This is a genomic window from Vibrio sp. QJM3NY_27 (assembly GCF_057785955.1).
In genome coordinates this window covers 144,091-155,911 of sequence record NZ_CM173512.1, presented here as the reverse complement: position 1 = coordinate 155,911, position 11,821 = coordinate 144,091, and the positions used below count along the sequence as shown (strand labels likewise).

At 44.3% G+C, this 11,821-nt stretch carries 10 protein-coding genes; 4 read left to right on the top strand and 6 right to left on the bottom strand.

What is annotated here, in order from left to right:
• Positions 1–36 precede the first annotated feature (36 nt).
• On the bottom strand, positions 37–1,206 hold the full coding sequence (locus AC3CIA_RS16585; protein WP_061023261.1) for a mechanosensitive ion channel family protein: 1,170 nt from the start codon (positions 1,204–1,206) through the stop codon (positions 37–39).
• 184 nt (positions 1,207–1,390) lie between these two features.
• Here AC3CIA_RS16585 and AC3CIA_RS16580 point away from each other — a divergent pair, with 184 nt between their 5' ends.
• Both AC3CIA_RS16580 and AC3CIA_RS16575 read left to right on the top strand, forming a co-directional pair.
• A complete protein-coding gene (locus AC3CIA_RS16580; RefSeq protein ID WP_488519287.1) occupies positions 1,391–2,047 on the top strand; it encodes a potassium channel family protein in 657 nt (218 codons plus the stop codon).
• A gap of 26 nt (positions 2,048–2,073) precedes the next feature.
• Positions 2,074–3,441 (top strand): TrkH family potassium uptake protein, encoded by a 1,368-nt coding sequence (locus AC3CIA_RS16575; RefSeq protein WP_488519286.1) that lies wholly within the window; start codon positions 2,074–2,076, stop codon positions 3,439–3,441.
• 130 nt (positions 3,442–3,571) lie between these two features.
• On the opposite strand, the gene msrB is transcribed toward AC3CIA_RS16575, so the two are convergent.
• Positions 3,572–4,714, bottom strand: coding sequence for a peptide-methionine (R)-S-oxide reductase MsrB (gene msrB, locus AC3CIA_RS16570; protein ID WP_488519285.1), 1,143 nt, complete (start codon positions 4,712–4,714; stop codon positions 3,572–3,574).
• Between the two features lie 200 nt (positions 4,715–4,914).
• On the opposite strand from msrB, the gene AC3CIA_RS16565 reads away from it, so the two are divergent.
• Entirely contained in the window at positions 4,915–5,313 is a 399-nt protein-coding gene (locus AC3CIA_RS16565; RefSeq protein WP_108086995.1) for an OsmC family protein, read from the top strand.
• A gap of 160 nt (positions 5,314–5,473) precedes the next feature.
• Here the strand turns inward: AC3CIA_RS16565 and AC3CIA_RS16560 are convergent, their stop codons facing one another.
• The 4 genes from AC3CIA_RS16560 to phnW form a co-directional block, all read right to left on the bottom strand.
• Positions 5,474–6,541 carry an OmpA family protein gene (locus tag AC3CIA_RS16560; RefSeq protein ID WP_054547091.1) on the bottom strand — a complete coding sequence of 356 codons (1,068 nt, stop codon included), beginning with the start codon at positions 6,539–6,541 and terminating at the stop codon, positions 5,474–5,476.
• 351 nt (positions 6,542–6,892) lie between these two features.
• The gene (phnX, locus tag AC3CIA_RS16555) at positions 6,893–7,711 is read right to left on the bottom strand and encodes a phosphonoacetaldehyde hydrolase (protein WP_488519284.1); all 819 of its coding nucleotides are present in this window, start codon (positions 7,709–7,711) and stop codon (positions 6,893–6,895) included.
• A 127-nt stretch (positions 7,712–7,838) separates the two neighbouring features.
• Complete coding sequence (locus AC3CIA_RS16550; protein WP_372243508.1) at positions 7,839–9,296, bottom strand: aspartate aminotransferase family protein; 1,458 nt, start codon at positions 9,294–9,296, stop codon at positions 7,839–7,841.
• Entirely contained in the window at positions 9,296–10,399 is a 1,104-nt protein-coding gene (gene phnW, locus AC3CIA_RS16545; protein ID WP_488519283.1) for a 2-aminoethylphosphonate--pyruvate transaminase, read from the bottom strand. The genes AC3CIA_RS16550 and phnW overlap by 1 nt, the downstream gene beginning before the upstream one ends.
• A 325-nt stretch (positions 10,400–10,724) precedes the next feature.
• Here phnW and AC3CIA_RS16540 point away from each other — a divergent pair, with 325 nt between their 5' ends.
• On the top strand, positions 10,725–11,735 hold the full coding sequence (locus tag AC3CIA_RS16540) for a putative 2-aminoethylphosphonate ABC transporter substrate-binding protein (RefSeq protein ID WP_017094998.1): 1,011 nt from the start codon (positions 10,725–10,727) through the stop codon (positions 11,733–11,735).
• Positions 11,736–11,821 lie beyond the last annotated feature (86 nt).

The window sequence follows — 11,821 nt, the reverse complement described above, 5'->3', positions numbered from 1 at the left end:
CGCTTATTACTTATCGATAACCAAGAAGGATGCTGACTATCGATGACCTTCCGTAGGAGAGTTCAACATATCTTTGGGATCGCTAACATTCTGATTATCACCTAGGCTCTGAACGCTGTTATGACCTTGAACATTAGAAAAGTCTTGAGGGTCAATCTTGAGTGTCTGTGTTGGGAACGCGATGTCTGCATTGTGTTTATGAATAATCGCCAGAACCTGTAACAGAACGTCTTGCTTCACTTTGTGGTACCTGATCCAGTTGACCGTTTTTGTGAAGGTGTAGATAAAGAAGTTCAGTGTTGATGGCCCAAATTTGTCAAAGTTAACGATCAACGTCTGTTTGGCATCAATATCTGGGTGGGTCTCGAGCATGGTTCTTACATCATCAACAATGAGCGCCAATTTGTCTGCATCTTGATAACGAAGACCAAAGGTTTCATTGATTCTACGATTCAACATTCTCGATGGGTTCTCTACCACAATACTACTGAACACCGAATTTGGAACGTACAAAGGACGCTTATCAAAAGTGCGGATAATCGTCATGCGCCAGCCAATGCGTTCGACAGTACCTTCGATTTGACGGTCGGGAGAGCGTATCCAATCACCGACTTTAAAAGGGCGGTCGAAGTAAATCATCATGCCACCGAAGAAGTTCGACAGTAGATCTTTAGCGGCTAAACCGACGATTAAACCACCGACACCACCAAAGGTAAGCAAACCCGATAGGCTCAGCCCAAACGCCTGCATGATGGTTAAGCCGCCCATCACCATAAAGAACAGTCGAGCCACTTTCGCGATAGCTTGTACTGTGGTTTCGTCTCTGGTTTTTTGCTCTAAGACATATTCTTCAGAGTTACTGATCATTCGCAGCGTAAACCAAACAAACGTAGATATGATCAGTATGTGTTTAAGTGTTCTTAGCCAGTTGATTTCATTACCAAACTGGTCTTGAAGGATCAAGCCAACAGACACGGTAGCAGGCCAGCACCAAAGCAACGTACTGACAGGTGTTTTTAAGGCCTCTAGCAGTAGGTCATCCCAATGAAATTGGGTTTTTTTGACCAAGATTTCCAGGCGATTATGGACAATTCGCCAAGCGACCCAAGCGAAAAAGCTCGCAATAGTGATGAATAGGACGCTATTTGCCCAATCGCTATGGCTCTGGTTGATGTAGGTTTGTACTTGGGTTATGAATTCATTCATTGTGTGTACTGCCGCAGAAATTATGGGTTAGAAATTAGCAGAAATCACTTTTGTTCTCTACCTTTATAAATCAATCGATTAGCTGACAATTGTATCTCTATATGGATATATAGTCGTTTTTTTGTATGAAGACAATTTTGTTATTTGTTTTCGATGCTACGTAGCTTTGTAAGTGGAGTAATAAATGAGTGACAAACAATATGCAGTTATCGGCTTAGGGCGTTTTGGGTTATCTGTATGCAAAGAGCTTCAAGATTCAGGAGCTCAAGTTCTTGCTGTTGATATCGACGAAGATAAAGTGAAAGAGGCTGCTGCTTTTGTGTCGCAAGCGATAGTTGCCAATTGTACCAGTGAAGAAACGGTGGTTGAGCTTAGGTTAGACGATTATGACATGGTCATGGTGTCAATTGGAGCTGATGTTAACGCCAGCATCCTGGCTACATTGGTCGTCAAAGAGGCCGGGGCTAAAACGGTTTGGGTAAAGGCCAATGATAAATTTCACGGTAAAATCCTTTCGAAAATAGGTGCTGATCATATCATCATGCCGGAACGAGATATGGGAATACGTGTCGCTCGAAAAATGTTAGATAAACGCGTCCTGGAATTCATAGATCTCGGTAGCGACCTAGCGATGACGGAAATTGTTATTGGTTCTAATTTTTTGGGTAAGAAACTTGGTGACCTTAAGCTGTGCAAAGAAAATGGTGTTGAGGTACTTGGTTTCAAGCGAGGCCCGAACCTAACTAAAGCACCTGAACTGGATGTGAGTTTAGAAATTGGGGATGTGGTGATCATCGCAGGGCCGAAAGAGACCTTATCTAGAAAGCTACGCAATTGGTAACTGGCAATCGGAAATAAGGTAACAGTATGAATTCGTTAAAACGAAAAGGTACTTTCTACACGCTTAAGAGTGATAAAAAGCCACGTAAAGGATCTGAACCTAAGATTATCCTTACGAGTTTCTTAGGCGTACTTATCCCTTCTGCAATATTGTTGACGCTACCCGTGTTCTCTGTGACAGGTCTAAGCTTTACGGACGCACTGTTTACTGCCACGTCGGCGATCAGTGTGACAGGCTTAGGTGTTGTTGATACCGGTCAGCATTTCACCTTGGCAGGTAAAATCTTACTGATGTTCTTGATGCAAGTCGGTGGGTTAGGGCAGATGACCCTTTCTGCGGTGCTGCTCTATATGTTTGGTGTTCGGCTAAGTTTGAAACAGCAAGCATTAGCGAAAGAAGCATTGGGGCAAGATCGTAAGATTAACCTCAGGAAGTTAGTGAAGAAGATCATCATTTTTGCATTGGTGGCGGAATTTATAGGTTTCGTATTGCTCTGTTTTCGCTGGGTTCCTGAAATGGGATTGGCAACAGGGAGCTTTTACGCGTTATTTCACGCGATTTCGGCATTCAATAACGCAGGGTTTGCGTTGTTCTCAGATAGTATGGTGAGCTTTGTTGACGATCCACTGGTGATCTTTACCTTAGCAGGCTTGTTCATTTTCGGCGGATTAGGCTTTACAGTCGTGGGCGACCTATCGACTAACTGGCGGAAAGGCTTCCAACATCTGCACTTACACACCAAGATTATGCTAACGGCGACACCGACGTTATTGGCGGTGGGCACGGTGATGTTTTGGTTATTGGAGAGAAATAACTCAGCGACGATGGAGGGCTTGTCGACACAAGGGCAATGGCTGGCGGCATTTTTCCAGTCAGCGAGTGCTCGTACTGCTGGTTTTAATAGTGTGGATTTGTCTCAGTACACTCAGCCTGCATTGTTGGTGATGATAGTACTAATGTTGATTGGTGCTGGTTCAACTTCCACTGGTGGTGGTATTAAGGTTTCGACCTTTGCGGTCGCTTTTGTAGCAACGTGGACCTTCTTACGTCAGAAAAAGCATGTAGTGATGTTTAAACGTACTGTGACCTGGCAAGCGGTAACAAAGTCATTGGCCATTATTGTGGTAAGTGGAGCACTGTTAACCACCGCAATGTTTTTGTTAATGCTTACTGAAAAGGCCGCGTTTGATCGAGTCATGTTTGAGGTGATTTCGGCCTTTGCAACGGTTGGCTTAACAGCTGGTTTAACTGCAAACCTGACTGAGCCCGGTAAGTACATCATGATTGTCGTTATGGTAATCGGGCGTATTGGTCCTTTGACTTTGGCGTACATGCTGGCTCGTCCAGAACCTTCCTTGTTGAAATACCCTGAAGATACAGTGTTGACGGGCTAATAATGTTAACGGGTTAAAAAAGTTAACAGGCTAAGGTTAACCCTTCTTGTTAGTGCGTTAGAAAAACAAAGCCAGCGTTATGCTGGCTTTGTTGGTATAGGTGTAGCACTAATTTCTTAGTACTTAAGCTTTAGCCTTCGAACATTTCCATATATTCTTCGTAGCCTTCTTCGGCCAATTTATCTGCTGGGATAAAGCGCATAGCGGCTGAGTTCATGCAGTAGCGTAAACCTGTTGGCTTTGGACCATCTTCAAAAACATGTCCTAGGTGAGAGTCACCAAACTTACTGCGAACCTCTGTTCTTGGGTAAAGCAGTTTGTAGTCAGTAGTCGTTACGACATAAGCCTCGCTGATTGGCTGTGTAAAGCTCGGCCAACCTGTACCTGATTTGTATTTGTCTTTTGAAGAAAACAAAGGCTCACCCGTTACGACATCAACGTAAATACCTTCTTGCTTGTTATCCCAGTATTTGTTGTCAAATGGGCGCTCTGTCGCGTCGTCTTGTGTGACATCGTATTGCAGTGAAGTTAGAGAAGCTTTGATCTCTGCATCAGACGGCTTGCTGTATGTCTTAGTATTGGCTGTCGCATTCTTACCATCGATGATCTGACGGATCGTTTGCGGGTTTTCATTTCTATCATCGCCGAAGACTTTATCTAGGTACTGATCACGACCAGAAGCGTAGCGGTAGTAGTTATAACGAACTTTGCTCTTCTTGTAATAATCTTGGTGGTAATCTTCTGCTGGCCAGAATTTCTCAAACTTAATCAGTTCTGTTTTTAGTGGTTCACCAAAGATCTGAGCCTTGTCGATTTCCATCATGAAGTTCTGAGCGACGTCTTTTTGTTCTTGGTTATGATAGAAAACAGCAGGTCGATATTGTGGACCTCGATCAACGAATGAACCTTTGTCATCAGTTGGGTCGATGTGTCTGAAGAATTGGTCAAGCACCTGTTCGTAGCTAACCACATCAGGGTTATAAGTCACGTTGATCACTTCGATGTGACCAGACTTACCTGATGAAACTTGTTTATAGGTTGGGTTTTCTAATTCACCACCAGAATACCCAGAGATAACGTCTGTCACGCCTGTCAGTTTTTCTAGATCGGATTCTGTACACCAAAAACAACCACCAGCCAGTGTCGCGATTTCAGTTTTACCTGAATTAGCCGTTTTATCCATTGTATTGGCAGTGCCAGTCTGGCTTACAAACAGCGAAATCAGTGGTAGTGCAACCACGAGTGATACCAATATTTTAGATAATTTATTCATAGATACCTCATCTTGACGTTTTTCTCATTCGATTTTGAATGTACGAATAGAGACAGGTTTTAGATGGAAAAAATTACACTATTCATGAAAAAAATATCTCAAATAGAAAATCTTGCTCATAAATGCTGCCAGTAGTAGGGTGTAGGCATTGATATAAAACACTAGATAATGATGACGTTTTCGTACATCTAAGGAACAACATGCAAGCAGAAGTTAAATGGGTCGAAGGCTTTAAATTTCTAGGTCAATCTCAATCAGGTCATTCTATTGTTATGGATGGAAGCGGTGGTGCTACCGCGCCAAGCCCTATGGAGATGGTGCTCATGGCCGCTGGTGGTTGTAGCTCTGTTGATGTAGTGGACGGTTTGAAATCTGCGGGTCAAAGCATCACGGGTTGTAATGCAAAACTAGAAACAACACGTCGTGAAACAGCGCCGAAAATCTTTACTGTGATTAATATTCACTTTGAAGTGTCTGGTGACAACCTTGATCCTGAGCAGGTTGCTAAGGTGTGTGCGGATTCATTAGAAAAGTACTGTTCTGTATGTCTAATGTTGGGTGCTGGCGTAGAGATGACTCATAGTTGGGAAATCGTCTAGTCTTCTGATTGTACAGCTTGGCGGTAGGCTGATTTTTACGGCTTACGGCTTACGGCTTACGGCTTATCGCTTACGGTTTATAGGCATAGCCAGATAAAGAAAAGGGCGGAACACTTTACAGTGTTCCGCCCTTAATTATTCTAGTTAGAGTAGAGTGCTATTATTCAGCCGTTTCTACAATAACTTCTTCCATTTGCGCTTCTTCTTGGTATTCGAAGCTTGGGATTGTTGCGTCGACACGACGGTTTTGCGCGCGACCTTCAGCTGTAGCGTTTGATGCAATTGGATTCTCTTCGCCTTCACCTGAAGCTGTAATACGGTCTGCTTCAATGCCTTGCTCTTCAATGTACGCGGCTACAGCAGCAGCACGCTTCTTAGAGATCATCATGTTGTACTCAGCCGCACCTGTTGAATCCGTGTGACCAACAACATTAACGGATGATTGAGGATGAGCTTGCAGCACTTCAACTAATGGCATTAGCGCAGTTTTACCGTCTGAAGATAATTTAGTGCTATTTGTCTCAAACATACCTTGAGAGAAGCTTTCAGTCTGAGCTTTAGTAACAACAACTGCTTCTTCTTCAACAACAACGGTTTCTGGCTCGGCAATAGGCTCCGCAGGAGCTTGTGTTACTGCTGCCGCAGAAGCTACTGTTGCGGCTGATGCCGTTGTGTTACCTGTACCGAAATTGTAGCTTAGGCCGACAGTAACAAGGTTAGAGTTAAGATCTTGAATAATCTTATCGTCAAAATCATCAAAGTATTGGTATTCAACTCTAAGCGCCCAGTCGTCTGATAGTTGTTTCTCTGCGCCGATACCTAAGGCTAATACAACGTCGTCTTCGTCATCGTGCATGATGTAAGCAGGACCAGCTTTGAAGAAGATATCAAACTCTTGTTTAATCGCTAGTCGATACATTGGGCTCAAAGAAATGGCTACGATAGAATCGCTGTATCTTTGAGTCGCTCCGTTGTTGTTAAAGCTCGTGTCATAATCACCTAAGTAATCCGCATTTAATTCAAGAGCAATGTTATCGGTAAAATTGTAACCACCGTAAACACCACCCGCAACTGAATCATCTTCACAGTCAACGTTGTCGACACAAGCGCTATCTAGCCACCCCATTCCGACTTTCGCACCCACATAAGTGGTTGCGGCAATTGAGGGAGCAGCAGCGAAGCCTGAAGCTGCGATCACAGCACACATGATTTTTGAAAGTTTTTTCATAATCTTATCCTTGGATTAATTTTTATTGTTATCTGAACTGGCCTTTAAAGCGAAAACTTACCGGGTGGGACACTGCAAAAGTAAGTAAATCAAGGCGTTGATTCAGGCAGAACCTTTTCAAGAACTGTTAATACATTGTTAGTCTGATTGCTTATGAGAGTCAATGTGATTGTTGGGATTTATATTTTTCAAGGTGCTATTTATAACTTTTTTGTCGAACAATTGCTGTCTCAAATGTTGGAAACGACGAAACCTCGTATCATTTTTACGTGATACGAGGTTTCATTTTTTATGTGCTCGGATTATTTGGTTATATAGCCTGAATTGCAGGCGTTAGAGGAGGTATAGCCGTTATGGGCGTTCACCGGCTAACAAACGTTTTTCAATATCTGCAATCACTCTAGGTAAGTCTGCAATAGTATCGATCAAATAGTGCGGGTTTGACCTATTTAGCTTCACACTTGCTTTCTCTCGTGCTGTTTGAAGTGTTGCTTCTTCTGCATCCAAATATTCTTGGTACGTCAAGCCAGCTTCGTTACCTGATAGAACAAGGCCAACTGTCCACATGCCTGCGTTGTGGCCTTCATCGATACCAGGTGCTGCGTCATCCACTTTCACACACGCTGCAACGTTAGTTACGCCCAAATCAATCACGTTTTTAAGTGCCATGAATGGAGCAGGGCGACCGCCTTGAGGTAGGTCATCGGTTGCTACGATGTTGTCTGGGTGGTAACCGTAATCTGCAGCAGCAGGGATTAAAACATCCATCACTTCGCGCGGATAACCTGAACAAGAACCGATCTTCACGTTCTTCTCTTTTAGGTTATTGACCACTTCTATCGCATTCAAAATCGGTGCTGCATGATCGGCTACTTTCGCTTTTTGAAGAGGCATGAATGCCGCGTAGATCGCATCAACGTCTTCACTGGTCATCGAGCGTCCGAATTGAGCATTCCAACGAGCGTCAACAGCTGGAATTCGACCAACCGCTTGGATGTGGTCCCATTTGCCTATACCCATAGGTTCACGCGCTTCTGCTAAGTCGATATCAAAGTCGAAACCTTGTCTGAATGCTTCAACGAAAATGCTGGTTGGAGCAAACGACCCAAAATCAACGATAGTGCCAGCCCAGTCAAAGATAACCGCTTGGATAGGTGATGTTGTGTTCATAATAGTGTCCTATTGTGTGTCACTTCCCGCCTGTTTAAAACTTAAAGGTTCAGTCGGGAGGTTACTGATTGTTTTAGGTTATTGGTTGCTTGAAATTATTTCTTCAAGACGTACTTTAAAAGGTGATTTAAAGGTATTCGAAGTCTTTGCAGACTTTTGCTATCGCTTTTTCGAAGACAGACAGAGCGACTTCTAGTTCGCTACGGCTGATGATCAATGGTGGACTTAACTGAATCACGTTACCTTGTGACACCTTAAAGCTCAGGCCATCGTTCAGACATTGATAAAGTACCGCTTCTGCTTCATCGAAAGCCCGGGTTTTGGTGATATGGTCAGTGACTAACTCAACCCCCCAAAGCAGACCGATGCCGCGAACGTCACCAATGACTGGGTACTTCTCTTTCATTTGAAGCAGCTGCTCACGCACGAATGCGCTGTCTGCTTGCACTTTTTCAAGTAGGTTTTCTTGCTCAATCACTTCCATGGTCGCCAGTGCTGCCGCGCAACCAATTGGGCTTTTTTCGTGGGTGTAGTGACCAAGAGATACTTGCGCTGCCGTGTTGTATTTGTCTTTAGTGATCATGGCTGCGATTGGTACTAAGCCGCCGCCAAAACCTTTACCGATACAAAGAATGTCAGGTTCGATATCAAAGGCTTGGTGAGTGAACCATTCGCCACTGCGACCCATTCCGTTTGGAATGTCGTCGATGATCAACATGACGTTATGCTTATCGCAGATCTCACGGATGCGCTTCCAGTAAGCTTTGCTTGGTACTTGAACGTCTGTGTTACGCACTGCTTCCGCAATGAAGGCACCAATGCCACCTTCTTTTTCAATGACGTACTCAAGGTAATCGGCATAGTGCACATCACATGCAGTCTCATTGTTATCGCCTGCGCTACTCCCACTTAACGGAAAACTATCGCGAGGCGAAAAAGAGTCTCTAAGCGGAAAAGCACCACGATAGGAAACTGCTGGTGGAATGCGTTCTACGCCAGCCATTAACGGCCCCATGCCTTCACGAAAACAAGCTTCACCGCCGACAGAGATCGCATCAAGTGACGCACCGTGGAATGAATCCCACAATGAAACGACTTTGAAGTTGTTGGTGACATGTCGCGCTAATTTGAGTGCCATGCCAATAACCGATGTACCACCGGGAGCAAACAACACGCGATTCAAATCACCACCGCAGATCTGCGTGAGTTTCTCAGCACACTGAACGGCCGTCTCATTGGTAAAGCGACGCGGTGAAAACGGCAATGATGCCATTTGTTGAGTCACTTTATTAATGATGTGTGGGTGGCCATAACCTAGCTGGTGAACATTATTCCCGTGAAAGTCCATATACTTCTTGCCAGTCGCATCTTGAATGTAGATGCCTTCTGCAGCTTCAAGTGTGTCTAGGCAAGGCGTTGACATCGCTTGATGAAGAAATACGTCAGAGTCACGTTTCAACATCACTTGTGTCGCATCATCGTTTAGCGATTCGTTCCATTTCTCACGCGCTGGCGTGGTGTTCACATCGCCTTCGCTTCGAAAGTGCGTCGCCTTCAGAACTTGCTCTGGATTGGTCGTCGTCATTATTTGATGTCCCAGTACATAGCGTTTTTCACTGCGCCAATGAGGGCTTCAATGTCTGACGGGTAAACTTCACCGATGTTACCGATGCGGAAGCAGTCTGCGTTTGAAACCTTGCCCGGGTAGATCACAAACCCTTGCTCTTTCAAACGGTCATAGAATTCCTTGAACTGGTAATCGCTATGAATTGGAGAGTAGAAAGAGGTGATGATAGGTGAGTGAAGGTCATCGTTAAGCAGTGGTTCAAAACCAAGAGAGCGCATGCCAGCAACCAATGTGGTTTGGTTGGTTCGGTAGCGATTGTGACGAGCTTCAATGCCGCCTTCTTGTTCCAATTCAAGCAGGGCTTGGTAGAACGCACGCACCGTGTGAGTCGGGGAGGTGAAGCGCCATTTACCATGGTTGCTTTCCATACAGTGCCATTGGTCAAACAGGTCAAGGCTTAATGAACGAGCTTGGCCTTTGCATTTTTCCAGTTCCGATTGCTTCGCAATAACAAAGCCGAATCCAGGTACACCTTGAATACACTTGTTTGCCGAGCTGATCATGTAATCGATACCTAAGTCAGCAATATCCATAGGAATGCCACCAAAGCTCGACATCGCATCTAGAATGACGGTTTTGTTGTGCTGTTTTGCAAATTTGGCAATCTCTTCAATTGGATTCAGCATGCCAGTGGTGGTTTCACAGTGCACAATCGCCACGTGAGTAATGTCTGAATCTATGGCCAATGCCGTTTCCATTTCGTTCAAGTCAGGCTGTGATGTTTCACCTGGGGAAACGACATGGCATGGAATGTTTAAATATTCTGCGATTTGAGCAATGCGAGCACCATACGCACCGTTATCGACAACAAGAAGCTTACCGCTGTTAGATATAACACTACCAATCGTTGCTTCAACTGAAGCGGTACCGCTGCCTTGCATTAATACGCTTGTGTATCCCGACTGCTTAGTGGCTAAAGTCACTAGCTTGCTACGAATCACTTCAACAACGTCTTTGTTGTATTCATCATCCCAAGTACACCAATCTTTTAGCATCGCTTGGCGAACGGTTTCAGAAGTAGATAGAGGGCCCGGTGTCAGTAGTAAGTATTCGTTTCTCATGTTCAATTCTCGTGATTGTCATTTTGGACTATACCAGTGTTTATAGCTACTTTAACAACCAATTTAAACGGTCGTAAATAGCCCAAACATCATTTTCACAAAAGCTTCACATTCAAATCTGTCACTTATCTTGAGAAAGCTTTTGATCTTGAAACTGCCATTTTTTGTTCATTTAATCGTCATAAAAGTCGATTAGGTTAATAATCGCTATCTGGTGCATACCAAATAAAAGTGTGTGCTCACAACCTAAATGAATTTATGGATATAGAAGCCTCTAGATGGAGCTTCTAACTTCTAACCTTGGCATCGGGCCTGACTGGAGAAAATGATGAAAAACCGTTTTATGAAAGGATCACTTGCAGCATTAGTTACTCTACTAGCTGGCAATGCTTATGCAGCACAGGAAGTGACGGTTTACACCGCTTTTGAAACTGACATTTTAGCGAAATACAAGAACGCATTTGAAAGTGAAAACCCAGACATCAACATCAAGTGGGTACGTGATTCAACTGGGATCATGACGGCAAAATTATTGGCCGAGAAAAACAACCCTCGCGCAGAGGTAGTTTGGGGACTTGCTGGTTCTTCAATGGCACTGCTTAAAGAAGAGGGCATTCTCAAGCCTTACACTCCTCAAGGTGTAGAAGCTCTGCGTTCAAACCTCAACGATCCGCAATCTACTCAAGCTTGGTATGGCAATGACGCATTCTTTAATGCCGTTTGCTTTAACGAAGTGGTGGCTAAGCAATTGAACCTACCGGCACCTAAGTCTTGGGATGACCTAACGAAGCCTATCTACAAGGGCCACATTGCTATGCCAAACCCAGCATCTTCTGGTACGGGCTACATGCAGGTTTCGGCTTGGTTACAAAACATGGGTGAAGACCAAGGTTGGAACTACATGCAGAAGCTAGACCAAAATATTGCTCACTACACGCACTCAGGTTCGAAGCCATGTGTTCAAGCCGGTATGGGTGAAGTCGCTATCGGTATTTCTATGGCGAGCCGTGGCGCTAAGCTGAAAACTCAAGGCGCTCCCCTTTCAGTTATTACGCCTGAAGGCATCGGCTGGGAATCTGAAGCGGTAGGCCTTGTTAAGCCTTCTGATGCAGCACAACGTGTTATCGATTGGTCTATTTCTAAAGCGGCAAACGAGCTTTACATCGAAATGTACCCAGTTGTTGGTCACCAAGATGTGACAGGCAAAGCAGAGAACTTCCCTAATGTAGAAAAGAACATGGCAAAAATGGACTTCGCTCGCATGGGCAGCGAACGTGCCGACGTTCTTAAAACATGGTCTGAGAAGTTTGACGCTAAATCAGAGCCAAAATCTTAATCTACTGAGCTTATTAGACACATACTTTATTAGACACGTAGTCCAATAGATATGCAGCTCATTAGAAGTTAGGAATCAGTAAAGGA